The sequence below is a fragment of the Nocardia cyriacigeorgica GUH-2 genome, from assembly GCF_000284035.1.
Taxonomy (GTDB): domain Bacteria; phylum Actinomycetota; class Actinomycetes; order Mycobacteriales; family Mycobacteriaceae; genus Nocardia; species Nocardia cyriacigeorgica_B.
Window position 1 is genome coordinate 5,476,818 of the sequence record NC_016887.1, and the last position, 25,975, is coordinate 5,502,792.

Genomic DNA, 25,975 nt, shown 5'->3' on the forward strand with positions numbered 1-25,975 from the left:
CATGTCGTTCGGGTCAGCGTTTCGGGGTGACTCCCAGCAGGGTGGAGATCTGGACGGCGATGGGGGTCAGGTTGAGCTTGTCGGGGTCGACCTTGGGGTTGTCGTCCCAGGGCTGGACGATGAGCGGGTCGGCGAGTTCGGCGCGGGCGCCGCCGCGGACGGCGGTCGGATTGCCGAAGGGCACGGCGCAGTGGGCTTCGGTGTTGAAGGGGAACTCGTCGCGGGTGTCGTCGAAGTCGGGGTTCTGCGCCTTCATCTGCTCGAGGATGGCCTTGGTGCCCTCGTAGCCGACGGTGCAGGCGGGCGGGTTATTGGTTTCCAGCACGAGCCCGAAATGGCTGGTGCCGTCGCCGGGCGCGGTGGCCGAGGCGCCGATCGAGAGCTGCGGCAGCATTTGCAGCAGCGGTTTGAGCGCGTAGAACTTCGGCGAAATGGCCAGCAGCAGCGTGCGCAGGTTCGCCAGGTCGGTGGTCAGCGCGGCGCCGCTCTCATCGAGCAGGGCGCCGATCTGCTGGCCGGCGTCGGTGCCGGTGCCGATCAGCCTGCGCACCGCCGGATCGCTGGTGCGCAGCTGGGCGGCCAGCTGGTCGAGGCCGGCGCTGAACTCGCGGATGGCATCCGATTGCGCCGCCTGGGTGCCGAGCGCGACCCGGCCGTCGCGGATCAGCTGCACCGTCTGCGGCAGCGCCTCCTGGAAACTCTCGGTGAAGGTGCGCAGCGATTCGAGCAGACCGCGCAGGTCGCCGCCCTTGCCGTCGAGCGCGCGGCCGAGTTCGGTGACGGTGGTGCTCAGCGCGGTCAGATCGACGGTGCTCGCGAGGGTGTCGACGCTGCCGATCAGCTCCTCCACCGGCACCGGCGTGCGCACCTCGTCGATGATCGACCCGTCCTTCAGATACGGTTCGCCCACCGTGTCCGGTTGCAGGTCCACATACTGCTCACCGATCGCCGACCGGTTCGCCACCACCGCCCGCGCCGACGCCGGAATGGGCGGCGAGCCGGAATCGATCACCAGGGTGATCAGCACCCCGTCGTCGGTGAGGTCGAGCCCACCGACCCGGCCCACCGGCACCCCGCGATAGGTGACTTCCGCGCCGGTGTATGCACCGCCGGTGTGCTCGGTGCGCAACAGCACCTCGTACTGGCCGAAGCCGAGCATATGGTCGAGCCGGATATAGCGGGCGCCGACGTAGACGACGCCGAGCACCGCGATGATCGCGAAGGCGATCAGCTGCCACCGCACCATGCGCGTCATCGCGGACCACCTCCGAACGGTTGCAGCAGCGGCCCGAGCTGCGGTGGCAGCCCCGGCACGCCCGGCTGCCCGGGCACCGGCACCGCGGCCATGGTCGGCGGCAGCGGGAACAGCGACACCGTCGGCCAGCCGGGGCGCGGCCCGTTGCCGCCGTAGTACGGATTGGACGGATCGACATTGACGGGCGGCCCGATCGGCGGAATGTAGACCGGATCGGGTCTGCCGACGCCGAGGTTGCTCAGCGTGACGCCGATCTGCTGATCCACCGACAGCCAGGTATTGACCTGGCCGCCGAAGGTGCCCTCGAGCGTCGAGTCGGGGAACGGGTAGGTCGGCACCAGCGGCAGCGCGGTCACCAGATCCGGCGCGGCGCGGCCTAGTTCTTGCAGCGCGGGCCGCAGCGCGCGCAGATCGCGGATGAGATCGTCCTTGGCCGTATCGATGACGTCGAATCCAGCTCGCCCCACCCGGTCCAGCTGGGCCAGCAGCGCGATCAGCTGCGGCCGCTGCTCTTCCAGGATCCGGATGCCCTCGGGCAGCTCGTCCAGGATCCGGGTGAGCTGGTTGGTCTGCGCGGCGACCCGGTTGCTCAGCGTCTCCAGCCCGTCCAGGGCCCGGGTGATGTCGTCGACCTGGTCCTCGAGCCCGCCGATGAGGGTGTTCGCCTGCTCCAGCACCGCTCGCACCCGGTCTTCACGGCCGCCGAGCGCCTTGTTCAACTCGCTGACGATCGGCTGCAACTGCGCCACCCCACCACCGTTGAGCAGCAGCGACAGCGCGCCGAGCACCTGCTCCACCTCGGTGGCGTGCCTGGTGTTGGTCAATGGAATCACCGCACCGTCGGCGAGCCGGGGCCCGGAGGTGTCGCCTTCGGGGGCCGAGAGTTCGATGAACTTCTCGCCCAGCAGGTTCGATTGCCGCACCTCGGCCAGCGCGTTGGCCGGCAGATCGACCGACGAATTCACCACCGTCGAGACGTTCGCGGTCCAGCCGTCCTCGGCCAGGGTGATGTCCTGCACCCGCCCGACCGGCACACCCTCGACCTTCACCGCCGATTGCGGCACCAGATCCAGCACATCGTCGAAGCGGATATCGATATGCATCGGATCCGAGCCCACGTCCGCCCCGCCGGGCAGCGGAATGCTGTAGATCCCGTCCGACGAGCACGAGCTCACCAGCAGCCCCGCCAGCACCGCGGCCGCCGCGACCACCATCCGGCGCCTCACTTCGGACCTCCCTGCGAGGGCGGCAGCCGGTTCGACGGCGTACCCGGCACGGTCCCCGGGACGGGGGCGCGCTGCTGGTTCTCCGCGCTGAGGATGCCGAACGGCAGGATCAACGTCGGCGACTGCACCGCGGCGGTGATCTGGTCGGTGATGTGCTTGCAGCGTTCGAGCAGCGGCCGCATCTGCTTACCGAGGGCCTCGAACTTCGGATCGCCGGGCATGAGCTTGCTCAGGTCGAGCATCCGGCACATCGCGCCGAACGGGTCTTGCAGATCGGTGAAGTTGGCGCGCATGTCCAGGGTGCCGGATTCACCGTTGTGGATATTGATCAGGTTGCTCAGCGCCACCGGCAGCACCGGCAGGGCCTCGGCCAGCGCGTCGCGGCGGTCGGCCAGGGTTTGCGTGAGGGTGATCAGCGAATCGGCATTGCCCTGGATCAGCTGACGGTTGGCGTCGATGAACCGGGCGACGTCACCGAGCGCGATGGACAACAATTCCAGCGCATTACCGAGATTCTGTCGTTCGCCGGCCAGGAACGACGCCAGATCGGCGAGCTGGACATTGAATTGGCGCACTTGCTGGTCATTGCGGGCCAGCATGGTGATGAACGCTTGCAGGTTCTTCACCGTGTCGAAGATGTCGCCGCGCGAATCCGACAGCGTGCGCGCGGCGGCCGACAATTCGGTGATGCCGTCGGCGATCGCGGCGCCATTGCCTGCCAAGTTCTGCGCGGTGGTCTGCACCAATCGGTCGAGCGCGCCGTCGGCATTGGCGCCCTCCGGGCCGAGTGCCTTCGACAGTTCGGTAATGCTGCGGTAGAGCTGATCCACCTCGACCGGCGTCGCGGTGCGCTCGCGCGGGATCGTCGCCGTGCGCGGCATCTTCGGGCCGCCGCGGTAGACGGGCGTGAGCTGGATGAACCGGTCCGAGACGATCGAGGGCGTGATCTGGGCGGCGCGCGCGTCGGCGGGGATGTCGTAGGAGCGGTCGACGCTCATCACGATCTTCACCTGATCGCCCAGCGGTTCCACCGAATCCACCGATCCCACCGGCACTCCGAGGATGCGCACATCCGAGCCCTCGTAGATGCCGACCGACCGATCGAAGTAGGCGGTGATCGTGGTGGTGTTGAGCCGGTTGAACACCCACCACAGCGCACCGGCCAGCACCAGCGCGAGCACCACGATCATCGCGATCGCGATCTTGCCGCCACGCTGCAACGCCATCAGTTGCCTCCCAGCGTGCGCACCGGCGGCCGGTAGCCGGGGATCTCCGGCAGGCCGGGCGGGGTGATATTGACGATGACCGCGTCGAACCAGCGTCCGGTGCCGAGCACATTCGCGTACAGCCCGTAGAACGGCGCGGCCAGCTCCAGCGTCTTGGTGATATTGGCCTGATTGGCGTTGAGCAGGTCGATCGCGGCCTGCAAATTGGTCAGCGCGGGCCCGATCTGTTTCTCGTTGTCGGCCACCAGCGCACTCAGCTCGGTGGAGACGGTCTGCGCGCCGGCCAGCAATTGCGAAATCGCCTGCTGACGGATATTGAGTTCGGCGAACAATTGCCCGCCCGAGGTGAGCAGCCGCTCGAATTCCGCATTGCGGTCGGCCAGCACCTGCGTGGTCTTCTTGGTCGCGGCGAACAATTTGCGCAGTTCGTCATCGCGCTTGGCCACGGTGTTCGACAGCCGGGTCACGCCGTCGATCGCGCTGCGGATATGCGGCGGGGTGGCGGCGAAGGCGTCGGAAAGCACCCGCATCGAGGTGGCCAGCTGGGTGGTGTCGATCTCGTCGAGGGTGCGGGCGGCGTCGCTGAAGGCATCGATCACGTCGTACGGGGAGACGGTGCGCGACAACGGGATCCGCTCGCTCGGATCGGCCACCCGCGAGCCCTGCGGATCCAGCGCCAGATACTTCTGCCCGAGCAGGGTCTTGATCTGGATGGAGGCGGTGGTCTCGTTGCCGATCCAGGTATCCCTGGTGCGGAAATCCACCACCACCCGGTCGCCGTCGAGCCATACCCCCGACACCGTCCCCACCTTCACCCCGGCGACGCGCACTTCGTCACCGCGGTCGAGTCCGGCCGCCTCGGAGAATTCGGCCGAATAGGAGATGCCCGCCCCGATGATCGGCAGCCGGTCCAGGAAGAACGCCGACATCGTCACCAGCAGCACCATCACCAGCCCGAGCACGCCGACGAAGGCGGGGCTGCGTTTGCCGAGCAGAACCCGGTCGTCCATCAGCGGCCCCCTTCCCCGTGACAGCGCGGTGCGGCATTGGTGTAGAGCGGCTGGTTGATCGTCGGCAGGCCGGCGGGCAGATGCAGCTGCGGCGCGTCCGGTGCGCCGGGCCCTGCGACCAGGTCGATGCCGCACAGATAGAACTGGAACCAAGAGCCGTAACTGCCGACGCGGCCGAGCTTTTCCATCTTGACCGGCAGCGTCGCGAGGGCCTGGTCCACCTCGTCGCGGCGTTCGTTGATCACGCCGGTGAGCTGGTTGATCCCGGCGATGGTGCCTTGGAGCGAGGGCCGGGTCGGCACCAGCAGCTCGGAGGTGGCGGTGGCGACGTCACCGAGGGAGGTGACCGCGCGGCCGATGGTGTCGCGCTGGGCGGCGAGTCCGTCGACCAGCGCGGCGGTATTGACCACGAGCTGATCGAACTGGTCCTCGCGGGCGTTGATGGTGTCGAGCACCTCGGTCAGATCGCGCACCAGCTCGCCGATCACCGCGTCCTTGTCGGCGATCTTGTTGGTCAGATTCGCGGTGCTGGCGACCAGATCGGCGATGGTGCCCTGCTCGCCTTGGAAGACCTGGATGATCTCATAGGACAGCTTGTTGACGTCCTCGGGCTGCAAGGTGCGAAACAGCGGCCGGAACCCGTCGAACAGGGTGGTCAGATTCAAGGCCGGCCGGGTGCGTTCCAGCGGGATCGTGCCGCCCTCATTGAGTTTGCGGCCCTGTTCACCCGGTCCGCGCTCGAGTTCGATATAACGCTGCCCGACCAGATTGCGGAACCTGATAGTGGCCATCACCGACGCGGGCAGCCATTCTCGGTCGGTGAGTTCGAATTTCACCTCGGCCACCCGGCGGTCCACAATCGAAATGCCGGTGACCTTGCCGACGCGGACACCGGCGATGCGGATCTCATCACCGGGATTGAGCGAGGTGACGTCGGTGAAGCGGGCCTTGAACAGGGTGCCGCCGCCGGTGTAGTTGGCGATCGACAGCCCGAGCATGGTGGTCGCGAACAGCGTCACCACCACGAAGATCACGAGTTTGGTGAGCGGTCCGCCCAGGCCGCGCAGCTGCGCCTTCATCGCACCCTCACCTCACTACCTCGAAAGGCGGGCGCGGCGATCCTGGTGATCCAGCCCGGCACCTGCGCCGGCAAAACACCCTGCGCGGCACCGTAGATCGCACCCAACGCGTGTTGCTCCCCCGGCGAACCCGCGAGCGTCGGCGTATTGGCGGCCGGGAACACGCCGAATTGCGGTGGCTGCATGGCCCCGATCTGCTGATCGCCCGGGTTGCGGCTGGGCACCTGGTAGGAGCCGTCGTTGTTCGGCCCGCCCGGATATTGGCCGGCGTCCAGCCCCAGCGGGAACTCCGGGAAACAGGCCGGTCCGCGAGTGTCGAGCCAGCGTGGCTCGTCCTGATTGGGCAGGTAGCGGCCGCGAGTATTGACCAGCTCGATCGTCACCCGGGAGCCCGGTCGGTCGGTGCCCATGCCCATGATCTCGTCGATGCGCGGGCGCATTTTGGCGAAGTTGGCCAGCGCGCAGGCGTAGGTCGGCGAATAGGTGGCCAGTAGTTCCAGCGCCGGGCGGGCGTCGGCGGCCACGTCGATGACGTTGTCGTGGTTGGCGATCAGGAAATCGGCGGTCGCGGCCGAGGTGGGCGTCAGGGTGGCCAGCAGGACGTCGATATCGGTGCGCCGCTGCACGATGGTGGCGTTGGTGGTGCGCAGTTTGTCCAGGGCATCGATGAGCTGGGGTGCGGCGTCGGCGTAGGTGATCGCGGTTTCGGCCAGACTGCGCAGACCCTCGCGTAGTTCCGGCAGCACCGCGTTGACGTCGGTGAGGATGACGTCGAGCCGGTCGAGCGTCGCACCCAGCCCCTCGCCCTGACCCGACAGCGCCTGCGACAGCGCCCCGAGCGTGGCCGCCAGATCCTGCGGCGGGATCGCCTGCAACAGCGGCAGCAGATCGTCGAGCAGCTTGCTCACCTCGATGGCATTGCCGCTGGCGTCCTGATGCAGCGTCACCCCGGAGGTCAGATGCTGCGGGCTCGGATTCTCCGGAATCACTAGATCCACATACCGTTCGCCGAACAGCGTTTTGGGCAGCAGCCGCGCGGTCGAATTCACCGGGATCCGCTCGGCGCGTTCCGGATCGATCGCGAGTTCGAGGGTCACCTGGTCGCCCTCGGCGCGGCTGGAGCGCACCTCGCCGACGGTGACGCCGCGCGCCTTCACATCGGCGTTCTTGGTCAGTGCGTTGCCGACACTGTCGGTGATCAACCGGACATCGACCGAGTTCACGAAGGTCTTGTTGTAGATGGCCACCGTTCCCCACAGGAACAGCCCAACCACCACGAAGAACGCGATGCCGAGCAGTCGATTGCGCACCTTGGCCGTCGACCGCCACCACTGCACCCGGCTGCTCATCCGGCCACCCGCACCGTCGTCGTGGTGCCCCAGATCGCCAGGCTCAGAAAGAAATCGAGCACATTGACCAGCACGATCGCCGCCCGCACCGCCCGGCCCACCGCCACCCCGACCCCGGCGGGCCCACCGGTGGCGTGGAAGCCGTAATAGCAGTGCACCATGATGATCACGAAGGCGAATACCAGCACTTTGAGGAACGAATACAGCACGTCCTCCGGCGGTAGGAACAGCCCGAAATAGTGGTCATAGGACCCACTGGATTGGCCGTTGAACCAGATGCTGATCATTCGCGAGGCCAGGAAGGTGCCGAGCAGGCCGACGATATAGAGCGGGATGACGGCGAGGAATCCGGCGATCACCCGGGTCGTCACCAGGAATGGCACCCCGGGCACCGCCATCACTTCCAGCGCGTCGATCTCCTCGGAAATCCGCATGGCACCCAATTGCGCGGTGAAACCACACCCCACCGTCGCCGACAACGCCAAGGCCGCCACCAGCGGTGCGATTTCCCTGGTGTTGATGTAGGCGGTCAGAAAACCGGTGAGCACCGAACTGCCGAGCGCATCGAGGGCCTTGAAGCCCTGCAACCCCACCACCACGCCGACCGAACCCGACATGAACACGATGACCCCGATGGTCCCGCCGATGACCGCCAGCGCACCGCTGCCGAAGGTCACCTCGGCCAGCAGCCGCATGACCTCCTTGCGATAGTGCAGCGCCGTGCGCGGAATCCAGGCGATCGCCCGGGAGTAGAACGACATCTGCTCGCCCGCGCGATCGATGACGTTCAGCGGCGCGCGTGCGATATCCCCGGCCCGCCGGGCCGTTTTCGCCAACGCTGGATTCCGGTAGCGGACAGCCACCGGTCAGGAGCCCTTTGCCGGAACAATCTGCAAATAGATCAAGGTCAGCACCAGGTTCACGAAGAAAAGCACCAGGAACGTGATCACCACCGATTGGTTCACCGCGTCGCCGACTCCTTTCGGACCCCCACTCGGATGCAGCCCCTTGTACGCGGCGATCACCCCCGCGATCAGCCCGAAAATTGCCGCCTTGATCTCACCGATCCACAGATCGGGCAGCTGGGCCAGCGCGGAGAACGACGCGAGATAGGCACCCGGTGTGCCGCCCTGCAACAAGACATTGAAGAAATAGCCCCCGGCGATGCCGACCACCGACACCAGGCCGTTGAGCAGCAGCGCCACCAGCATCATGCCCAGCACCCGCGGCACCACCAGCTTCTGCACCGGATCGACGCCGAGCACCTCCAGCGCGTCGATCTCCTCGCGAATGGTGCGCGAGCCCAGATCGGCGGCCACCGCGGAACCGGCCGCACCCGCGATGATCAGCGCCGTCACCACCGGCGCCGCCTGCTGCACGGTCGCGAGCACACTGGTCGCACCGGTGAAGGATTCCGCACCCAGCTGTTTGATCAGCGAGCCGGTCTGCAAGGCGACGACCGCGCCGAACGGAATGGCCACCAGCGCGCTGGGCAGGATCGAGACGCTGGCGATGAACCAGGATTGCTCGATGAATTCGCGCCATTGGAACGGCCGGCGAAATGCTTTGCGCGCCACATCCAGAAACAGCGCGAAAATCTTTCCGGCCTGAGCGAACCCGGACTCGACCGGAGTCCGTAAACGCACCAGCGTTGGGTTCACGATCGCAGATGTTACCTGCGTTACACCTTGCAACAGTCGTGCATAACTGCCGTGTCGCGGAGATCATCGGCCGGCGACCCCGGAAAGACGAATACCGCGCCGGTACTCCGGCGCGGTATTCGAGGGGTTGGACTAGGCGTTCGGCGTCTGGTGGTGCGGGACCGTGGCGTCGTACGGGCCGCCCTGCGACAGCTGCGCGGTGTTGTAGGACATCACCTGGGTGTCGTCGTTCTCATCCAGCGATTCCTGGATCGCCACCTGCGCGGCGTGCGGCAGGGTGTGCATGATCTCGCGCACCCGCTGCTTGCGGCGGTGCACCGCCTGGCGCACCGGCATACCGGGCTGAGCCTTCATCTGCGGGATGATGCCCTCGATCTCCTCGGCGCCGCCGTGGTGGTGACCGGCGTCGACCATGGCCTGCTCGCGGGCCATCTGCGCCTCGTCCTTTTCCTCCGACATACCGATCGGGCCGATCATGCGGCCGTTGAGGAACTGCTTGACCACCGGCTCGTCGGAGGTGAGCAGCACCTCGCGCGGGCCGAACATCACCAGCTGGCGGCGGAACAGCATGCCGATGTTGTCGGGCACGGTGCGGGCCAGGTTGATGTTGTGGGTCACGATCAGGATCGTGGCGTCGATCTGGGCGTTGATGTCGATGAGCAGCTGGCTGAGGTAGGTGGTGCGGACCGGGTCCAGACCGGAGTCCGGCTCGTCGACCAGGATGATCTGCGGGTCGAGCACCAGCGCGCGGGCCAGGCCGGCACGTTTGCGCATACCGCCGGAGATTTCGCCGGGGAGTTTGAACTCCGCGCCGAGGAGACCGACCATCTCCATCTTCTCCATGACGATCTTCTTGATCTCCGACTCCGACTTCTTCGTGTGCTCACGCAACGGGAAGGCGACGTTGTCGAACAGATGCATGGAGCCGAACAGCGCGCCGTCCTGGAACAGAACGCCGAACAGCTTGCGGATCTCGTAGAGCTCCTTGTTGGAGCAGGTGGTGATATCGGTGCCGTCGATGTAGATCGAACCGCGCTCGGGGCGCAGCAGGCCGATCAGCGACTTCAGGAAGACGGACTTACCGGTACCGGAGGGGCCGAGCAGCGCGCTGACCTCGCCGGGCGGCAGGGTCAACGACACGTCCTGCCAAATCCGCTGGGAACCAAAGGACTTGGTAATGCCTTCGGTCCTGACCTCGACGCCCACGCCAACCTCCACATTTCTCAGCGAGCCGCCCCACCGGCGAACCACGTGTTCTCGATATCGCGGTGTGTCACGTCACAGTGGGTTCGGTCACTCTATCGCATGGGCATGTCGTCGCACACCCCAACCTGACCGAAGAGTAACCCCCGCGCGTTCGCATTATTCGCACGACCCTGACACACGGCCGGAAAACACGAACGGGCGGCCCCTCGAAAAGGGACCGCCCGTTACGGCGTTTCGCTCGGGAATTACTTGACCGAGACCGAGGCGCCGGCCGCTTCCAGCTTCTCCTTGGCGGCGTCGGCGGCGTCCTTGGCGACCTTCTCCAGGATCGGCTTCGGGGCACCCTCGACCAGGTCCTTGGCTTCCTTCAGGCCCAGGCCGGAGACGATCTCGCGGACCACCTTGATGACCTGGATCTTCTTGTCGCCGGCGCCCTCGAGGATGACGTCGAACTCGTCCTGCTCGGACTCGGCCTCGGCGGCACCACCGGCAGCGGCGCCACCGACGGCGGCGACGGCGACCGGAGCGGCAGCGGTGACCTCGAACTTCTCCTCGAACTTCTTGACGAAGTCCGACAGCTCGAGCAGGGTCATGTTGCCGAAGGTCTCGAGCAGTTCGTCAACGTTGGCCATTGTTGTTTCCTTTCGGTAGATGATGTCTGGGTCGGACGAGAACCGCCCGGGGGTTTGTGGCGCTTATTCGGCGCCTTCGGCCCGCTTCTTGTCCTCGAGCGCGGCGGCCAGGCGGGCCACCTGCGACGCGGGAGCGTTGAACAGGCCTGCGGCCTTGGCCAGGTTGCCCTTGAGCGCACCGGCCAGCTTGGCCAGCAGCACCTCGCGGGTTTCCAGGTCGGCGATCTTCTCGACCTCGGACACGGACAGCGCGTTGCCGTCCATGTAGCCGCCCTTGATGACCAGCGCCTTGTGGTCCTTGGCGAAGGTCTTGAGCGCCTTCGCCGCGTTGACCGGCTCGCCCTGGATGAAGGCGATAGCGGTCGGTCCGACGAACAAGTCGTCCAGGCCCTCGACACCGGCCTCGGCGGCAGCCCGCTTGACCAGGGTGTTCTTGGCGACGGAGTACGTGGCGTCGGCACCGAGCGCGCGGCGCAGTTCGGTGAGGGCACCAACGGACAGGCCACGGTATTCCGTGACGACGGTGGCCGTCGAGCTCTTGAACTGCTCAGCGATCTCCGCGACCGCGGTGACCTTCTCGGGTTTTGCCATACTTCGCCTCCTCTCTGATGTCGGTTCGGACCCGAACTACCGACCTGAGGTGGCGATACAACAAACGCCCCGGACGCAGAGCGTTCCGGGGCGCAAATAGGACATACGAAACGAGCCGCGGCCCGTGTCGAATACCTGCCTCGGCTCTCCCTGCGTGGGCCGCCGGCTGCTGCCGGACCTTCGACCGAACCCAGACGGGAACGGCGACCAACGGTCTTCGGTAGAACGGATTGGGTAGTGATCGAACACGTCGATAACTTCGCTTCAGAGTACCGGGTAGTTCGCCCATCTGCCAAAACGGGGTCTCATCACCCCTCCCGAGCCGTGTCGGCGGACAGAAAACCAGTGGCGCACATCACAATTGACCGGCAGCGGTGAGTGAGATCGCAGCAATTAGGAGTTACCCCTAGTAACGGTTACTGATTAGCTGCTGGAATGACAACATCCCTAGTCGATCCACCAGTGCTGCTGGAACGACGCGCGCAGCGATTCCTCGCGCTCGCGGTGATCTGCCTGGCCGAACTGCTGGTCGTCCTCGACAACACCATCGTCAACGTCGCCCTGCCCTCCATCGGTGTGCAACTGTCCACCGGCGTCAGCGGCCTGCAATGGGTCGTCGACGCCTACACCCTCACCTTTGCCGGCCTGCTGCTGGCCTTCGGCAACCTCGGTGACCGCTACGGGCGTCGCCGGGTAATGATGATCGGCCTGGCCGGCGTCGGCGCGATGTCGGTGGTCGGCGCGCTGTCCACCTCACTCGACGGCGTCATCGCCGCCCGCGCGGCCATGGGCGTGTTCGCCGCCGCGGTGTTCCCAGCGACATTGGCGCTGGTCATCAATATCTTCACCGACCGCAAAGAGCGGGCCCTCGCCATCGCCGCCTGGACCGCCATGGCCGGTTTCGCGATCGCCATCGGGCCGATCTCCGGCGGCTGGCTGCTCGAGCATTTCTCCTGGCATTCGGTCTTCTGGATCAACGTGCCGGTGGCTCTGGCCGCATTGGTGGCCACGCTGTTGTGGGTGCCCGAATCCCGGTCGTCGGAGGTGGGCAGGCTGGACCTGCTCGGCATCGCGTTGTCCATCGCCGGCATCACCCTGCTGGTCTGGGCGATCATCGAAGCGCCGCGCTACGGCTGGCTCTCGGCCACCACCCTCACCGCGGGCGCGGCGGGCGTGGTACTGCTCGCCGGGTTCATCGCGTGGGAATTGCGCACGCGCGCACCGATCCTCGATATGCGGCTGTTCCGCAATCGCCGCTTCTCCCTGCCCGCCTTGGCGATCGCGGTCGGCTACTTCTCGATGTTCGGATTCCTGTTCCTGATCACCCAGTATTTCCAAGGGGTGCGCGAATATTCGCCGCTGGAATTCGGTATCGCCTCACTGCCGTTCGCGTTCTCCGTGGCCATCGGCGCGCCGATCGCCACGTTGCTGGCCCAGCGACTCGGCACCACACCGGTGATCGTCTTCGGCCTGCTGCTCACCGGGCTCGGCCTCTATCTGGGCGGTCAGGTCACCGTGGACAGCGGTTATCTCACCGGCGTGCTGCCCGCGATGGTGTCCATGGCGCTTGGTCTGGCGATCGTGCAAGGGCCGGCGACCGAGTCGATCATGTCGTCGCTGCCGTTGAACGAGGCGGGCGCCGGGTCGGCGGTCAACGACACCACCCGGGAGTTCGGCGGGACGCTCGGCGTGGCCGTGCTCGGCTCGATCGTCGCCTCGTACTACACCACGAAGGTCGCGCCGCTCATCGACCGCGTGCCGGGCAGCTTGATGTCGGATAACGAGAAGGATTTCGCCAAGGCGACGCCGCTGAGTGTGCTGGAAATGCGCAAACGCGAACTCTCCCCCTTCTTCGAATCGCAGCGCGAGAACATCATCAGCGCGATGAAGGCGGCCTGCCTGGAAGGCTCACACGCCGCCTCGCTGGTCGCCACGGGTGCCGTGGTGGTGTGCGCGGTGGTTGTCGCGATTTTCCTGCCCTGGGGTGTGCAGGGCGGGGAGTCGGTGCTGCTCGGGTGGCGGAAGAACGCGGACACCGGACCGGATTCGGCGCGATAGCGGCGGACCCGCCGGGTTCTGCGCGATAGCCGCGGGATCCGCCGCATCGTCCATCGGCGGATGCCCTGACCGGACGCAAACCCCGTCAGCGGGTTCGGCTACTTGCGGTGCCGTCCGGTCCGGGTATTCGTCGGTGGCGATTCGGAGTGCTCATCCTGGTCACGGGTGTTTTCGCCGGTATTGGATCGCTCGCCGATTCGACGGGGTTTGGGCAGGCGCCGAGTGCCGGTGGCCGGGTCGGTATCGCCGGTGCGCTTCCTGCGCGCGGCGAGATCGACGACGCTGGCGTCCTGATCGGTGCTGTGTGAGTCGGCCGCGGCGGCCGACGACCAGGTGGCGGCGGGGTGGACCGGCCACGCACCGGTTTCGCCCTGGAGTTCCGAGCGCAGCACCGGCCTTGTCGGTGCCGGGTCGTATCCGGTACCGCCCTCCGAACGCCACGTTTTCGCAGGTGATGGCTCTGCCACGCGCCTGGGGCGCCGTGGCAGCGGAATGACCTTCGAGGACCGCTGGTCCGGTACTTCCTGATCCGACATCGAGCTAGCAGCCGCCGAATGCCGCGCTACCGGTCGGGGCAGCGAGTCGATGTCTGATTCCGGTTCTGACTCCGTCGCTCACATACTCATTCTGTCTCAGATTCCCGGCAAAGTCAGAACTGGTGGCTCGGCCGTGGTAGAGCCCGGCGAGTCCGGCGATGCGGTCCGCCGAATACGAAACGGCGGGAACGCGATTGCGTTCCCGCCGTTTCGGGGTCTTACCCAAGTGCTGCTTACGCGTCCTCGTCGAGGAGGTTGCGGGTGCGGTTCGGGTCCACCGGGATGCCCGGTCCGGTGTTCGTCGAGACCGTCACCTTCTTGACGTAGCGGCCCTTGGCGGTCGACGGCTTCACACGCAGGATCTCATCCAGCGCGGCGCCGTAGTTCTCCACCAGCTTGGCGTCGTCGAAGGACGCCTTACCGATGACGAAGTGCAGGTTGGCCTGCTTGTCGACGCGGAAGTTGATCTTGCCGCCCTTGATGTCGTTGACGGCCTTGGTCACGTCGGTGGTGACCGTGCCCGTCTTCGGGTTCGGCATCAGACCACGCGGGCCGAGGACACGCGCGATGCGGCCGACCTTGGCCATCTGGTCCGGGGTGGCGATCGCGGCGTCGAAGTCCAGCCAGCCGCCCTGGATCCGCTCGATCAGGTCCTCGGCGCCCACGGCGTCCGCACCGGCGGCCTCGGCCTCGGCGGCCTTCTCGCCGGCCGCGAACACGATGACGCGGGCGGTCTTACCGGTGCCGTGCGGCAGGTTGACGGTGCCGCGGACCATCTGGTCGGCCTTACGGGGATCCACACCGAGACGAACGGCGACCTCGACGGTCGCGTCGGTCTTGGTGGTGGCGGTCTCCTTCGCCAGCCGCGCGGCGGCCAGCGGGGAGTAGAGCTTGCTGCGATCGACCTTCTCGGCCGCGGCGAGGTACGCCTTGCTTCGTTTTGCCATGTTTTCTCTGTCCTTAGCTGTGGTTCAGAAGTGGTTGATCGGGCCTGGCCGGCCCTCCCACCTGTGCAGGTAAGAGCTATCAGCCCTCGACCGTGATGCCCATCGAACGAGCGGTACCGGCGATGATCTTCGCGGCCTGCTCGATGTCGTTGGCGTTGAGGTCTTCCTGCTTGGTCTTGGCGATCTCGCGCACCTGGTCCATGGTCACGGTGGCGACCTTGTTGCGGTGCGGCTCGGCCGAACCCTTCTGCACGCCTGCGGCCTTGAGCAGCAGCTTGGCGGCGGGCGGGGTCTTCAACTTGAAGTCGAAGGTCCGGTCCTCGTACACCGAGATCTCGACCGGAATGACGTTGCCACGCTGCGACTCGGTCGCGGCGTTGTACGCCTTGCAGAACTCCATGATGTTGACGCCGTGCTGACCGAGCGCGGGGCCGACCGGAGGGGCCGGGTTCGCCTGGCCGGCCTGGATCTGCAACTTGATGATCCCGGCGAGCTTCTTCTTCTTGGGGGGCATCTTTCTTCCTTGGTTTCGGTTCCTTACGGTTGCCGTAAGCCTTGCGCGGGTGTGCACCCGCAGCCGGGCGCACCCGGCGAACCCTGACACCTTACCGGGATCGCCGGTGCGGTCGATCGAGTGGGGCGGGCGGACCGCCCGCTGATCAGATCTTCGCGACCTGGGTGAATGCCAGTTCGACGGGGGTTTCGCGGCCGAAGATCGACACCAGCACCTTGAGCTTCTGCTGCTCGGCGTTGACCTCGGAAATGCTGGCCGGCAGCGTCGCGAACGGGCCGTCCATGACGGTGACCGACTCGCCGACCTCGAAGTCGACCTCGATGACCGGCTTGGCGACGGCCTCGGTGGCGGCTTCCTGGGTGGTGGCGGCGGCAGCGGCAGCGGCGGCCGGGGCCTTCTTCTGCTGCGCGGCCGGCACCAGGAACTTCACCACATCGTTGATGGTCAGCGGCGAGGGCCGGGAGGTGGCGCCGACGAAACCGGTGACACCGGGGGTGTTGCGGACCGCGCCCCAGGACTCGTCGTTCAGCTCCATCCGGACCAGGATGTAGCCGGGCAGCACCTTGCGGTTGACGTTCTTACGCTGGCCGTTCTTGATCTCGGTGACCTCTTCGGTGGGCACTTCCACCTGGAAGATGTAGTCCTCGAGGTCGAGGTTCTGCACACGGGTCTCGAGGTTGGCCTTGACCTTGTTCTCGTAGCCCGCGTAGGAGTGGATGACGTACCACTCGCCGGGCGCGCGGCGCAGCGCGGCCTTCATCTCCTCGACGGGATCGGCGGGGGCTTCCTCGACAGCGGCGGCCTCGGCAGCGGGCTCGGATTCGTCGACGGCCACGGACTCGCCGGCGGATTCCTCGACGGAGCCGGCGGCCGACTCGGCCACCGCGTCGTCGACCGGGAACTCGTCGTTGGTGTCGTTCTCCGGGGTGCTCACTGGGGCACTCGCTTCCTGTGTCGTCACGTAAATCCTCTGCGTGCCGGGCCGGGCGCGGCGGAACACTCCCGCCGGTCCGCCCCCGGGATCGGCTGCCGGCGTCGGCGTCGTACTGCTAGCCGAACAGCCAGTCGACACCCTTGACGAACGCCACATCCAACCCGCTGATGAACGCGACCATGAAGACCACGAACACCAGAACAACGCTCGTATAGGTGACCATCTGCTTCCGGTTGGGCCAGATCACCTTGCGCAGTTCCGCGATCACCTCACGCAGGAACTTGATCAAACGCTTGAACGGATTACCCGACTTCTTGCGTTCGGCCCGATCGGAGGTCTTGGCTGCCTTGCGCGGGCGGTCGATCGTGGCGACCGCGCCGGTATCGGCCGACGAGGACGACGAACCGGTGCGGGCCCGCCGGGCGGACCGCTTGCCGCTCGGCCGACTCGCTGCGGCGGTGCCATCGCCGTCGTCGCGAGTGTCCCGCTCGTCGCTCACGTCGAAACCCTCTCTCATCGCTGGCATCCAGGGCAGGGGCGACAGGACTTGAACCTGCAACCTGCGGTTTTGGAGACCGCTGCTCTGCCAATTGAGCTACGCCCCTTCGGCTGGACGGTGGTGCTGATGCCCAGCCACATGTGCTGTATTCAGTTGTTCTGGTGTCACACAACACGCGCGCCGCTCCGGCAGTTGCCGGCCCCGTCAGCGGTGGTTCCGGAGCTGCGCTCCGGGCCGCCTGGAACCAGCCTTGCAGAGCAGCGCGCATCGGCTGGTGACCCCAGAAACCCGAGTGTACGTGAAGACCGGTGGCATTAGCCAATCCGGCCCCACGAACCAGGTCAGGACAGCTGCACCGTCGCGGTCGCGCGCCCGAAGATCTTGCGCCCGGCCGACTTTGCGACGATGGCCACGACGGCGGTCTTGGTCTCCGGATCGACCGATTTCACCTTGCCGGTGAACTCGACCTCGGCCGGCTCGTCCACGCCCACGTAGACCGGGCTGGTGAAGCGGACGTTGTATTCCTTGACCGCGCCCGGATCGCCCAGCCAGGAGGTGACGAAACCGCCGCCGAGGCCCATGGTCAGCATGCCGTGCGCCACGACGTTGTCCAGGCCGACGAGCTTGACGACTTCGTCACTCCAGTGGATCGGGTTGGCGTCACCGGACACGCCCGCGTAGTTGACCAGATCGCCGCGGGTCAGCCGGACGGTGCGCGGGGGCAGCTCGTCGCCTGCGCTGATCGAGTCGAAGGCGATGGCGTGCTTGCTCGGCGCGACCTCCGGGATGGTCGGCACCGGCGCGGGCGCCGAGGTGGGCACCGTGCGCGGGTGGTGCTTCGGGGTTTCCTCGCCGAGGCCGTGCATGAGCACATTGCGGACCGCGCCGGCCAGGTTCGGGTCGATGTCGCCGCCGCTGCGGCCGATCAGCGTGGTGTAGGTGGTGAGCACCAGCTCGTCGCGCTGATCGGTGACGATGTTCTTGGTGACGATGATGTCGCCGCCGAAGGCCTGCCGGAACGAATGCAGGTAGACGTCGCAGGTCAACTGGTCGCCGACCTTGATCGGCCGGTGGAATTCCAGGATCTGGTCGGTCTGCATGATCTGGCTCAGGTCGTAGCCGGTGACGACCTCTTCGAAGAGCTTGCGCTGGGCCAGGATGCCGACGAGGGAGATGAAGGTCAGCGGCGCGAGCAGGCCGTCGTAGCCGTACTCCTGCGCGATGTCTTCTTCCCAGTGCACCGGGTGGTAGTCCTGCACGGCGCGGGCGTATTCACGGACCTTCTCGCGGCCGACCTCGTAGTAGTCGTCGACGCGGTAGTGGTGCCCGACCATGGCCGCCGCGTGTTCGGCGGGGTCGAAACTCTCGCCCGTCGCGACCGCTTCGTCTGTACCGGTGTTCATTGTCACGGGAGGACTGTACCTATCTGACTCCGTCTGGAGCGGAGTCGGTGGAGCGTTGACCACCGCTGTCCCGATGCACCGTGCAAACGCAGTCGGGCCGGACGCTAGGTCCGGCCCGATGCTTGTGTCACGGCGGTTGTGTCCCGGCTGCTGCCGGGAGCGAAGTCCCGGCGCCGATACACGCGGTAGCTACACGCGTGGATGGCTCAGCGGGATTCGCGGTGCGCCCGGTGGGTGCCGCAGTTCGGGCAGAACTTCTTCAGCTCCAAGCGATCCGGGTCGTTACGCCGGTTCTTCTTGGTGATGTAGTTGCGGTGCTTGCACTGCTCGCAGGCCAAGGTGATCTTTGGCCGGACATCGGTGGACTTCGCGGCCACGATATGCCTTCTTTCCGGAACTGGGCTTGATCGGTTGTGGTAGCGATGGCCGGACTTGAACCGGCGACACAACGATTATGAGTCGTTTGCTCTACCGACTGAGCTACACCGCCACGGGTCGCATTGCCTGCGGTGCCGTGCCCAGCCCCTCCGAGCGGGGAGCGATGCCGAGTCGGTCACCACCGGCAATCCGGCGAGCCCCCTAACGGAATCGAACCGTTGACCTTTTCCTTACCATGGAAACGCTCTGCCGACTGAGCTAAGGGGGCATGACCTCTTACGCACCGAAACTCGACTTTCTCGACCTCGGCGCTTCGAAGTCTTGAACGAGGTTACACACTCACCGGTCTCGGTACCAAACCGGCTGGTCAGAGCCGGTATTTCCGATCTCGTAGACCCTCGCGCTGCGGCGAGCGAGAGCCAGCGTGGCCCGGAAACGGAAGAACCCCCGCGGATCATTTCGATCCGCGGGGGTTCTCGGTGGCAGGTGTAGGATTCGAACCTACGTAGGCTTTCACCGACAGATTTACAGTCTGCTCCCATTGGCCGCTCGGGCAACCTGCCGTCGCGCTTCTCGGCGCGCAGAGCAGAATACAACGAACCCACACCCGGAATGCAAACCGGCTGTACAGCGGCATGGCGAGGCCGGATCGGTGGTGGGCGGCGGCGACACCGACCGCGTCCGGGGACTAATCTCGTTCGGCCGGGTAGAACTAGGTGGGTGCGGCGAACCATCCGGCGCGACCTCGAACGCCGGACCGTCAGGACAGGAGCGCAGTGTGGCCGATTCGTCTTTCGATGTCGTCAGCAAGGTCGATCGCCAGGAGGTCGACAACGCGTTGCATCAGGCGGAGAAGGAGCTGAACACCCGCTACGACTTCCGCGGCACCGGTGCGGCGATCGAATGGTCCGGTGAGGACAAGATCGTGATCAGCGCCGAAGCCGAGGAGCGGGTCAAGGCCGCACTCGAGGTGTTCAAGGAGAAGCTGATCCGCCGCGACATCTCGCTCAAGGCCTTCGACGCCGGCGAGCCGGTGGTGTCGGGCAAGACCTACAAGATCACCGGTTCGCTGGTGCAGGGCATCGACGCCGAACACGCGAAGAAGATCTCCAAGAAGATCCGCGACGAGGGCCCCAAGGGCGTCAAGGCCCAGATCCAGGGCGACGAACTGCGCGTCAGCAGCAAGAAGCGCGACGACCTGCAGGCCGTGATCTCCCTGCTCAAGGGCGAGGACTTCGGCATCGCCCTGCAGTTCGTCAACTACCGGTAGCCGAGCTCACCGCCCCGGCCGCCGGGGCGGCAGCGCGCTGGTATCCATGATGTCCGAGCCCGTCAGGGTGGTTTCCTCGTAGATGACCCGCGCCACCTCCGTATGTTCACGGGCGAGCCGGTCCAGCACCGGCGCCAGCTCCGGGAACTGCTGGGCGAGGACGGGAAACACGCCGTCTTCGTTGATGTGGTGTTCGTGCAGCGCCCCGCAGAACGCCACACAGTGGGTGCGCAAGTCCTGGGGCAACTCCGGGAGGGCAGCAGACGCCGGATCCTCCAGTTGCCGCGCGAGGTCGGCCCGCACCGTGGGACCGGCGACGCACCATCGTCGCGATCGCACCGGCCCATGAGCAGTCGGTCAACGCTTGGCTCCGCGGTAGCGCGCGGGCCTGGCGGCAGGTGCTCGAACCGCTCACCGCCGAGCAGCGGCAACTGTTCGTCGACACCCTGCGGGCCTATGAAGAGGCCTCGAGCGGCGAGGACGACTGAGGGCGCTCAGCTGCGGGGGCGGCCGGCCAGTTCTTCGAGGCGGGCGATGCGGTCGGCCATCGGGGGGTGTGTGGAGAACCAGCGGGCGGCGCGCTCGCCCGGGCGGAACGGGTTGGCGATCATCAGGTGCGACTGGGCGGTGAGCTGCGGTTCCGGTGGGAGTGGGGCGGCTTGGACGCCGCGTTCGAGCTTGCGCAGGGCCGAGGCGAGTGCGAGTGGATCGCCGGTGAGTTCGGCGCCGGATTGATCGGCCTGGTATTCGCGGGAACGCGAGACGGCCAGCTTGATCAGGGTGGCCGCGATGGGGCCGAGTAGCGAGACCAAGATCACGCCGATGATGTTCGGGCCGCCCTCGCGATTGCCGCCGAAGGCGGTGGCGAAGAAGGCCAGGTTGGCCAGGCCGGAGATGACCGCGGCCAGCGCACCGGCGACCGAGGAGATCAGGATGTCGCGGTTGTAGACGTGCGAAAGCTCATGGCCGAGCACCGCGCGCAACTCCCGTTCGTCGAGGATCTGCAAGATGCCGCTGGTGCAGCAGACCGCCGCGTGACGCGGATTGCGGCCGGTGGCGAAGGCGTTGGGGGCGTTGGTCGGGCTGATGTAGAGCCGCGGCATCGGTTGACGGGCCGCGGTGGCGAGCTCGCGAACGATCCGGTAGATGACCGGCGCCTCCAGCTCGCTGATCGGCTGGGCGTGCATGGCCTTCAAGGCGAGTTTGTCGCTGTTGAAATAGGCGTAGGCATTCATGCCGACCGCCAGCAGGATCGCGATGACCAGGATCGTCGGGCTGCGGAACATCGCCCCGGCGAACACGATCAGCGCGGAAAGGCCGATCATCAACCCGAAAGTCTTGATCCCGTTCGCATACCCATGCCCGTGCATACGTCTCCTCGCCGCTCCCCCGTCCTGTATGGATTTCCGCGCCGCCGCGCGGCGCGCAACGCTCCTCGACTGCTACTGATCTTCACGTAATCCAGCTGTGCGAGTGCTACAGAATGGCAACGATCGCGGCCGTGCCGGAGTTCCGGCCCGCCGCGGCGAGGGACTACCCCACCCGTTCGATGGTGTAGCGAACCAGCCGCACCAGGGCGTCGTTGGCGGGGCCCGGCGGCAGCGCCGAGAGTTCGGCGTAGGCGAGGTCGGCGTATTCCTGCAGCTTCTGCTTGGCCTGGGCCATACCGGGGGAACGGCCGAGCAGTTCCAGCGCCTCATCGACCTCGGCGTCGGTTTCCAGCGGACGCGCCAGCAGGGTGCGCAGCCGGTCGCCGTCGGCGCCCTCGTCGCGCAGCGCGTAGAGCACCGGCAGGGTGTGCACGCCCTCGCGCAGGTCGGTGCCGGGGGTCTTGCCGGACTGGGCCGATTCGGAGGAGATGTCGATGATGTCGTCGGAGATCTGGAAGGCGGTGCCGACGGCGTCACCGAGACGGGCCAGCCGCTCGACGTGTTCACTGTCGGCGCCGGAGAAGGTGCCACCGAAACGTCCGGCGGCCGCGATCAGCGAACCGGTCTTCTCCCACACCACGCGCAGGTAGTGCGCCACCGGATCCTTGGCTTCGGAGGCTCCCATGGTTTCGCGCATCTGACCGGTGACCAGTTCGGCGAAGGTTTCGGCGATGATGCGCACCGCGTCCGGGCCGAGGGTCGACACGAGCCGGGAGGCGTGCGCGAACAGGTAGTCGCCGGCCAGGATGGCGATGCTGTTGCCCCAGCGCGAATTCACGCTCGGGGCGCCGCGGCGCATGGTGGCCTCGTCCATCACGTCGTCGTGGTAGAGGGTGGCCAGATGCACCAGTTCGACGACGGTGCCCGCGGTGATCAGGGCCGGGTCGGTCGGGCGCGGGCCGAGCTGGCCGGTGAGGATGGTGAACAGCGGGCGGAAACGTTTACCGCCGGCCTTGGCCAGGTGCAGCGCCGCTTCCTGAAGGAACGACGCACCGTCGGACAGCTCCTCGATCAGGAGCTTTTCGACGTCGGCCAGGCCGCTGCGCACCGTCGCGGCGAGTTCGGAATCGCCGAGATCCACCCCCGCTACTACCGTGCTCTCGTCGCTCACAGCAGATGTGCTCATTTCTTCTCCCAGCGATGCGTCCGACCCACGGTCAAAGAACCTAGCGTGTCCACGGTAGATAACCCCATGAACACCGTCACTCCCGGCAATATCCGCTGGGGCGCACCGCACACCTTCGCATACCGGACGCGGCGGCGGACGGCGAGCCCGGCGGAGCGTCCGCCGCATGTCACATGGCACCGGCGTCGACACCGGTGCGGGCGCGCTGCGAGTATGGGTCCATGGGTGCACCGGATGTCACACCAGCGGGCGGCGACGAGCAGGCACACGGCGCGGTTCCCGCGCACGCCGATGTCGTCGTGGTCGGGGCCGGACCGGCCGGATCGGCGGCGGCGACCTGGGCGGCACGGGCGGGTCGCGACGTACTGCTGGTCGATTCGGCGGTGTTCCCGCGTGACAAGACCTGCGGAGACGGCCTGACCCCGCGTGCCACCGCCGAATTGGAGCACCTCGGACTCGGTGACTGGGTGCGCGCGCACACCGTCAACCACGGACTGCGGATGACGGGCTTCGGGCGCGAGGAGCTGCTGCCCTGGCCGGGCGGATCGTTCCCCACCTACGGAAGTGCCGTGCCGCGCACCGAACTCGACGACAAGCTGCGCGAGACCGCGGTGAAGTCGGGTGCGGCGATGCTGGAGGGCGCCAAGGTCGTCGACGTCGCGCGGGACGGGGATCGCGTCACCAGCGTCACCGTGCGCACCGGCAGCGGCACGCGCTCGATCGGCTGCAACACCCTCGTCGTCGCCGACGGGGTGCGCTCGCCCGTCGGCAAGATCCTCGGGCGGGAATGGCATCGGCAGTACGCCTACGGTGTGGCCGCTCGGGCCTACATCACCTCGGGGCGCTCGGCCGATCAGTGGATCACCTCGCATCTGGAATTGCGCGATGCGAACGGTGCGCTGGTGCCCGGGTACGGCTGGGTGTTCCCGCTGGCCAACGGTGAGGTCAATATCGGGGTCGGTTCGCTGGCCACCGAGCGTCGTCCGTCGCATATCGCGTTGAAGCCGCTGCTCGAGCACTACACCGGGTTGCGCCGGGAGGAATGGGAGTTCAGCGGGTCGCTGCGGGCGGTGGCGTCGGCGCTGCTGCCGATGGGCGGTGCGGTGTCGAATATCGCCGGTCGCAACTGGGTGCTGGTCGGTGACGCCGCCGGCTGCGTCAACCCGCTCAACGGCGAGGGCATCGATTACGGCCTCGAAGGCGGCCACATGCTCGCCGATCTGCTCGACGAACCCGATCTGAGCACGGTCTGGCCGGAACTGCTGCGGGCCCGCTACGGCCGCACCTATTCGGTGGCGCGCCGGATCGCCGGACTGGCCACCCACCCACGAATGGTGCCGCTGGGCGGCCCGCCGGTGATGCGGTCGAAGTTCTTGCAGCGCACCGCGGTTCGGGTGATGGGCAATCTGGTCACCGACGAGGACGTGGATCTGGTGGCGCGGGCCTGGCGGATGGCGGGGCGGGTGTCGCGGCGGTTCGACGAGCGCCCGCCGTTCTGCTGAACCGCCGCCCGTGCGGTCCGCCGGCTGACGGTGAGTCGGCGCCGGCATACAGTGGTCCGGTGACGCCGCGACCGGTGCCCGAAGACCTGCTCCCGCATCTGCGGCGAGCGCGGGATCTCGCCGACCGCGAATACGCCCAGCCGCTGGACCTGGACGGTCTGGCCGCCGCGGCTGGGGTGTCGAAGTATCACTTTTTGCGCTGTTTCGCCGCGACCTACGGCAAGACCCCCGCGGTGTATCTGGCCGAGCGACGCATCGAGCGGGCGCAGGACCTGTTGCGCGCCACGAATGTCACCGTGACCGAGGCCTGCATGCTCGTCGGCTACACCAGTCTCGGATCGTTCTCCCGCAAGTTCACCGAACTGGTCGGGATGTCGCCGTCGGCGTATCAGGCGAAGTTCGCCGCCGACGGCGCGCCCCGGATCCCCGGTTGCTATGTGTTCATGCACGGGCTCTCCGATCGCGCGCCGCGGCCCGACCGCGGTCTGTGAACCCAGCACAGAGCAATTTCGGAGAAGCCGCAGCGGTCTGGCCCGCCCTAGCCTGAGTTCATGACTCCGATCAAGAACATTTCGCTGGTCACGGTGTATGTGACCGATCAGGACGCGGCCAAGAACTGGTACATCGACAAGCTCGGTTTCGTGGAGACCGCCGATATCACGATGGGCGACAACGGGTTCCGGTGGGTCAGCGTCTGCCATCCGGATCAGCGCGAGCTGGAGGTGACGCTGATGGTGCCCGGCCCGCCGCTGGACGACAATCTCGCCGACGCGATCCGGCGCGCGCTCGCCAACGGGACCCACGGCGCGCTCGGGCTCAATACCGACAATTGTCAGAAGGCCTATGAGGAGCTGTCGGCCAAGGGCGTCGAGTTCGTGCAACCGCCGTCGGACCGTCCCTACGGTGTGGAGGCGGTGTTCCGGGACAATTCGGGGAACTGGCTGGTCCTGGTCGAGCCGAAGGCCTATGACGAGAGCAAGGACTACGACCCGGCCGCGCAGTGAGGCGTCGCCGGATGTGCGCCGCGACGGTGCACATCCGGCTGGCTCGCAGGGGCGTGGATCAGGCGGAGGCCTGCTCGGCGAACCACTTCTCGATGAACTTGCGTTCGCTGTCGAGGACGCGGTGGTGCAACTGCTCGGCCAGCGGCTCGATGGCGCCGCCGACCAGCGGAACCTTGACCTTCACGGTGCCGACGACCTCGATTTCGCTGCCCTCGGCGGTGGCGCGCAGCTCATAGGTGCCCGACATCTCCGAGTTGACGCCCTTGGAGGTGCCTTCGAAGCTGCCCTTGGCGATTTCGCCGGTCAGCGGCTGCCAGGTGTCGGTGCGGGAGACGACCAGATCGCTCTTGAGCACCTTGCGCACGATGCTCGGAATCTTGTCGGGCCGGATCTTCTCGCTCATCGCGAGCCGGATGGTGCCCTCGCCGCCCGGATGGGCCAGATCGAGGGTGGCGGTCTCGGCGCCGGCGAAACGCGCCTGCCACAGCTCGTCGCCGGTGAGTGCCCGGTGCAGGTCTTCCACCGGAACGGTGTAGGGCACCGTGAAGCTGAATTTTCGGGACATGGCGTCACGGTAGCCGACCCGGCCGGGGGCGGCCCGGTGTCCAGTAACCTGTGGCGGTGTCGGAAACCAGTCAGCTGGAAGGGCGTCCGGTCCGCCTGCGGCGGGCGCGGATCGGCGTACTCACGGCCGCGATCGTGGTCAGTGTGCTGATGGGGCTGCTGGTGCTGGCGGCCTGGCGCAACGACTACCAGATCAGCTCGGATATGGGCCGCACCACCGGCGAGGTGCTCTCGGCGGGGCGGCTGCGCTCGACGGTGATGTATGTGACGCCCGACGGGGTGACGCACAACCCGAAGGTCGGGGTGCTCTACCCGACCAACCTCACCAAGGGTGAGCACATCAATGTCGAATACAACCGGGCCGATCCCGACCTGGTGCGCGTGGCCGGGCGCGATGTGCGGGTCGCGATACCGCCCGCGCTGTCGGTGATCGCGGTGACCTGGGCGCTCGCGCTGCCGACGCTGTGGATTCTGCGGCGGATGGGGCGCAGGCCGGTCGTGGTGGCGAGCGCGCAGGTCTGACCGGGAGCTGTTCGCCGGAACTTCGCGTGGGCGTCATGTCGGCGTGACTGGGG

The 25,975-nt window shown here is 66.8% G+C and carries 28 protein-coding genes and 4 tRNA genes; 6 read left to right on the top strand and 26 right to left on the bottom strand.

Annotated elements, in window-relative coordinates:
• Positions 1–13: 13 nt before the first annotated feature.
• The 11 genes from NOCYR_RS24440 to rplJ form a co-directional block, all read right to left on the bottom strand.
• Positions 14–1,255 carry an MCE family protein gene (locus NOCYR_RS24440; RefSeq protein WP_014353088.1) on the bottom strand — a complete coding sequence of 414 codons (1,242 nt, stop codon included), beginning with the start codon at positions 1,253–1,255 and terminating at the stop codon, positions 14–16.
• Complete coding sequence (locus NOCYR_RS24445) at positions 1,252–2,481, bottom strand: MCE family protein (RefSeq protein WP_014353089.1); 1,230 nt, start codon at positions 2,479–2,481, stop codon at positions 1,252–1,254. The genes NOCYR_RS24440 and NOCYR_RS24445 overlap by 4 nt, the downstream gene beginning before the upstream one ends.
• Positions 2,478–3,707, bottom strand: coding sequence for an MCE family protein (locus NOCYR_RS24450; RefSeq protein WP_014353090.1), 1,230 nt, complete (start codon positions 3,705–3,707; stop codon positions 2,478–2,480). Before NOCYR_RS24450 ends, NOCYR_RS24445 begins: the two co-directional genes overlap by 4 nt.
• Complete coding sequence (locus tag NOCYR_RS24455; RefSeq protein ID WP_086008282.1) at positions 3,707–4,702, bottom strand: MCE family protein; 996 nt, start codon at positions 4,700–4,702, stop codon at positions 3,707–3,709. Before NOCYR_RS24455 ends, NOCYR_RS24450 begins: the two co-directional genes overlap by 1 nt.
• 14 nt (positions 4,703–4,716) lie before the next feature.
• A complete protein-coding gene (locus tag NOCYR_RS24460; protein ID WP_014353092.1) occupies positions 4,717–5,796 on the bottom strand; it encodes an MCE family protein in 1,080 nt (359 codons plus the stop codon).
• Entirely contained in the window at positions 5,793–7,145 is a 1,353-nt protein-coding gene (locus NOCYR_RS24465; RefSeq protein ID WP_014353093.1) for an MCE family protein, read from the bottom strand. The genes NOCYR_RS24460 and NOCYR_RS24465 overlap by 4 nt, the downstream gene beginning before the upstream one ends.
• A complete protein-coding gene (locus tag NOCYR_RS24470) occupies positions 7,142–7,906 on the bottom strand; it encodes an ABC transporter permease (protein WP_228780860.1) in 765 nt (254 codons plus the stop codon). The genes NOCYR_RS24465 and NOCYR_RS24470 overlap by 4 nt, the downstream gene beginning before the upstream one ends.
• A gap of 105 nt (positions 7,907–8,011) precedes the next feature.
• A complete protein-coding gene (locus NOCYR_RS24475) occupies positions 8,012–8,806 on the bottom strand; it encodes an MlaE family ABC transporter permease (protein WP_048833678.1) in 795 nt (264 codons plus the stop codon).
• Between the two features lie 132 nt (positions 8,807–8,938).
• Positions 8,939–10,012 (bottom strand): ABC transporter ATP-binding protein, encoded by a 1,074-nt coding sequence (locus NOCYR_RS24480; RefSeq protein WP_048833679.1) that lies wholly within the window; start codon positions 10,010–10,012, stop codon positions 8,939–8,941.
• Between the two features lie 245 nt (positions 10,013–10,257).
• Complete coding sequence (gene rplL / locus NOCYR_RS24485) at positions 10,258–10,644, bottom strand: 50S ribosomal protein L7/L12 (protein WP_014353097.1); 387 nt, start codon at positions 10,642–10,644, stop codon at positions 10,258–10,260.
• Between the two features lie 63 nt (positions 10,645–10,707).
• The gene (rplJ, locus tag NOCYR_RS24490) at positions 10,708–11,235 is read right to left on the bottom strand and encodes a 50S ribosomal protein L10 (RefSeq protein ID WP_014353098.1); all 528 of its coding nucleotides are present in this window, start codon (positions 11,233–11,235) and stop codon (positions 10,708–10,710) included.
• A 435-nt stretch (positions 11,236–11,670) separates the two neighbouring features.
• Between rplJ and NOCYR_RS24495 the strand changes: the two genes are divergently transcribed.
• The gene (locus NOCYR_RS24495; RefSeq protein ID WP_048833680.1) at positions 11,671–13,293 is read left to right on the top strand and encodes an MFS transporter; all 1,623 of its coding nucleotides are present in this window, start codon (positions 11,671–11,673) and stop codon (positions 13,291–13,293) included.
• 98 nt (positions 13,294–13,391) lie between these two features.
• Here the strand turns inward: NOCYR_RS24495 and NOCYR_RS24500 are convergent, their stop codons facing one another.
• The 11 genes from NOCYR_RS24500 to NOCYR_RS24550 form a co-directional block, all read right to left on the bottom strand.
• On the bottom strand, positions 13,392–13,685 hold the full coding sequence (locus tag NOCYR_RS24500; protein ID WP_014353100.1) for a hypothetical protein: 294 nt from the start codon (positions 13,683–13,685) through the stop codon (positions 13,392–13,394).
• 377 nt (positions 13,686–14,062) lie between these two features.
• The gene (gene rplA / locus NOCYR_RS24505) at positions 14,063–14,776 is read right to left on the bottom strand and encodes a 50S ribosomal protein L1 (protein ID WP_014353102.1); all 714 of its coding nucleotides are present in this window, start codon (positions 14,774–14,776) and stop codon (positions 14,063–14,065) included.
• Between the two features lie 79 nt (positions 14,777–14,855).
• Positions 14,856–15,290, bottom strand: coding sequence for a 50S ribosomal protein L11 (rplK, locus tag NOCYR_RS24510; RefSeq protein WP_014353103.1), 435 nt, complete (start codon positions 15,288–15,290; stop codon positions 14,856–14,858).
• 145 nt (positions 15,291–15,435) lie between these two features.
• Positions 15,436–16,224, bottom strand: a complete 789-nt coding sequence (gene nusG / locus NOCYR_RS24515) for a transcription termination/antitermination protein NusG (RefSeq protein ID WP_014353104.1) — start codon at positions 16,222–16,224, stop codon at positions 15,436–15,438.
• A gap of 115 nt (positions 16,225–16,339) precedes the next feature.
• Positions 16,340–16,723, bottom strand: a complete 384-nt coding sequence (secE, locus tag NOCYR_RS24520; protein ID WP_014353105.1) for a preprotein translocase subunit SecE — start codon at positions 16,721–16,723, stop codon at positions 16,340–16,342.
• Between the two features lie 33 nt (positions 16,724–16,756).
• Positions 16,757–16,829 (bottom strand) — tRNA-Trp (locus NOCYR_RS24525).
• Between the two features lie 235 nt (positions 16,830–17,064).
• Entirely contained in the window at positions 17,065–18,126 is a 1,062-nt protein-coding gene (locus NOCYR_RS24530) for a fused (3R)-hydroxyacyl-ACP dehydratase subunits HadA/HadB (RefSeq protein WP_014353106.1), read from the bottom strand.
• A 206-nt stretch (positions 18,127–18,332) separates the two neighbouring features.
• Positions 18,333–18,503 (bottom strand): 50S ribosomal protein L33, encoded by a 171-nt coding sequence (gene rpmG, locus NOCYR_RS24535; RefSeq protein ID WP_011211653.1) that lies wholly within the window; start codon positions 18,501–18,503, stop codon positions 18,333–18,335.
• Between the two features lie 37 nt (positions 18,504–18,540).
• A tRNA-Met gene (locus tag NOCYR_RS24540) sits at positions 18,541–18,616 on the bottom strand.
• Between the two features lie 83 nt (positions 18,617–18,699).
• Positions 18,700–18,772: transfer RNA gene (locus NOCYR_RS24545), tRNA-Thr, on the bottom strand.
• A gap of 212 nt (positions 18,773–18,984) precedes the next feature.
• Positions 18,985–19,067, bottom strand: a tRNA-Tyr gene (locus NOCYR_RS24550).
• Between the two features lie 215 nt (positions 19,068–19,282).
• Here NOCYR_RS24550 and NOCYR_RS24555 point away from each other — a divergent pair.
• Positions 19,283–19,774 (top strand): YajQ family cyclic di-GMP-binding protein, encoded by a 492-nt coding sequence (locus NOCYR_RS24555; RefSeq protein ID WP_014353107.1) that lies wholly within the window; start codon positions 19,283–19,285, stop codon positions 19,772–19,774.
• A 6-nt stretch (positions 19,775–19,780) separates the two neighbouring features.
• Here NOCYR_RS24555 and NOCYR_RS24560 read toward each other — a convergent pair whose 3' ends face one another.
• The 3 genes from NOCYR_RS24560 to NOCYR_RS24570 all read right to left on the bottom strand — a co-directional run bounded on the left by NOCYR_RS24560 (position 19,781) and on the right by NOCYR_RS24570 (position 22,330).
• Positions 19,781–20,113, bottom strand: coding sequence for a hemerythrin domain-containing protein (locus tag NOCYR_RS24560; protein ID WP_081505505.1), 333 nt, complete (start codon positions 20,111–20,113; stop codon positions 19,781–19,783).
• A 155-nt stretch (positions 20,114–20,268) separates the two neighbouring features.
• Positions 20,269–21,144, bottom strand: coding sequence for a zinc metalloprotease HtpX (gene htpX, locus NOCYR_RS24565; RefSeq protein ID WP_014353109.1), 876 nt, complete (start codon positions 21,142–21,144; stop codon positions 20,269–20,271).
• Between the two features lie 163 nt (positions 21,145–21,307).
• Positions 21,308–22,330: a polyprenyl synthetase family protein gene (locus NOCYR_RS24570; RefSeq protein WP_048833682.1), complete on the bottom strand. Its 1,023-nt coding sequence runs from the start codon at positions 22,328–22,330 to the stop codon at positions 21,308–21,310.
• Between the two features lie 221 nt (positions 22,331–22,551).
• On the opposite strand from NOCYR_RS24570, the gene NOCYR_RS24575 reads away from it, so the two are divergent.
• From NOCYR_RS24575 to NOCYR_RS24585, 3 genes are all read left to right on the top strand, one after another.
• Positions 22,552–23,832: a geranylgeranyl reductase family protein gene (locus tag NOCYR_RS24575; RefSeq protein WP_014353111.1), complete on the top strand. Its 1,281-nt coding sequence runs from the start codon at positions 22,552–22,554 to the stop codon at positions 23,830–23,832.
• 74 nt (positions 23,833–23,906) lie between these two features.
• On the top strand, positions 23,907–24,323 hold the full coding sequence (locus NOCYR_RS24580; protein WP_014353112.1) for a helix-turn-helix transcriptional regulator: 417 nt from the start codon (positions 23,907–23,909) through the stop codon (positions 24,321–24,323).
• Between the two features lie 60 nt (positions 24,324–24,383).
• Positions 24,384–24,836, top strand: coding sequence for a VOC family protein (locus NOCYR_RS24585; protein WP_014353113.1), 453 nt, complete (start codon positions 24,384–24,386; stop codon positions 24,834–24,836).
• Between the two features lie 58 nt (positions 24,837–24,894).
• Here the strand turns inward: NOCYR_RS24585 and NOCYR_RS24590 are convergent, their stop codons facing one another.
• Positions 24,895–25,401 carry a DUF2505 domain-containing protein gene (locus NOCYR_RS24590; protein WP_014353114.1) on the bottom strand — a complete coding sequence of 169 codons (507 nt, stop codon included), beginning with the start codon at positions 25,399–25,401 and terminating at the stop codon, positions 24,895–24,897.
• 56 nt (positions 25,402–25,457) lie between these two features.
• On the opposite strand from NOCYR_RS24590, the gene NOCYR_RS24595 reads away from it, so the two are divergent.
• On the top strand, positions 25,458–25,922 hold the full coding sequence (locus NOCYR_RS24595; protein WP_048834430.1) for a DUF3592 domain-containing protein: 465 nt from the start codon (positions 25,458–25,460) through the stop codon (positions 25,920–25,922).
• The last annotated feature ends 53 nt before the right edge of the window (positions 25,923–25,975 follow it).

Bases quoted from the DNA above. Each gene is read 5' to 3' on its own strand.
- NOCYR_RS24470 (WP_228780860.1), bottom strand. From the start codon at position 7,906: ATGTCGTTCTACTCCCGGGCGATCGCCTGGATTCCGCGCACGGCGCTG.
- NOCYR_RS24575 (WP_014353111.1), top strand. From the start codon at position 22,552: ATGGGTGCACCGGATGTCACACCAGCGGGCGGCGACGAGCAGGCACAC.
- NOCYR_RS24495 (WP_048833680.1), top strand. From the start codon at position 11,671: ATGACAACATCCCTAGTCGATCCACCAGTGCTGCTGGAACGACGCGCG.
- NOCYR_RS24585 (WP_014353113.1), top strand. From the start codon at position 24,384: ATGACTCCGATCAAGAACATTTCGCTGGTCACGGTGTATGTGACCGAT.
- htpX (WP_014353109.1), bottom strand. From the start codon at position 21,144: ATGCACGGGCATGGGTATGCGAACGGGATCAAGACTTTCGGGTTGATG.
- rplA (WP_014353102.1), bottom strand. From the start codon at position 14,776: ATGGCAAAACGAAGCAAGGCGTACCTCGCCGCGGCCGAGAAGGTCGAT.
- NOCYR_RS24465 (WP_014353093.1), bottom strand. From the start codon at position 7,145: ATGAGCAGCCGGGTGCAGTGGTGGCGGTCGACGGCCAAGGTGCGCAAT.
- NOCYR_RS24590 (WP_014353114.1), bottom strand. From the start codon at position 25,401: ATGTCCCGAAAATTCAGCTTCACGGTGCCCTACACCGTTCCGGTGGAA.
- NOCYR_RS24570 (WP_048833682.1), bottom strand. From the start codon at position 22,330: ATGAGCACATCTGCTGTGAGCGACGAGAGCACGGTAGTAGCGGGGGTG.
- NOCYR_RS24460 (WP_014353092.1), bottom strand. From the start codon at position 5,796: ATGAAGGCGCAGCTGCGCGGCCTGGGCGGACCGCTCACCAAACTCGTG.
- NOCYR_RS24450 (WP_014353090.1), bottom strand. From the start codon at position 3,707: ATGGCGTTGCAGCGTGGCGGCAAGATCGCGATCGCGATGATCGTGGTG.
- rplK (WP_014353103.1), bottom strand. From the start codon at position 15,290: ATGCCCCCCAAGAAGAAGAAGCTCGCCGGGATCATCAAGTTGCAGATC.
- rplL (WP_014353097.1), bottom strand. From the start codon at position 10,644: ATGGCCAACGTTGACGAACTGCTCGAGACCTTCGGCAACATGACCCTG.
- rplJ (WP_014353098.1), bottom strand. From the start codon at position 11,235: ATGGCAAAACCCGAGAAGGTCACCGCGGTCGCGGAGATCGCTGAGCAG.
- NOCYR_RS24440 (WP_014353088.1), bottom strand. From the start codon at position 1,255: ATGACGCGCATGGTGCGGTGGCAGCTGATCGCCTTCGCGATCATCGCG.
- NOCYR_RS24530 (WP_014353106.1), bottom strand. From the start codon at position 18,126: ATGAACACCGGTACAGACGAAGCGGTCGCGACGGGCGAGAGTTTCGAC.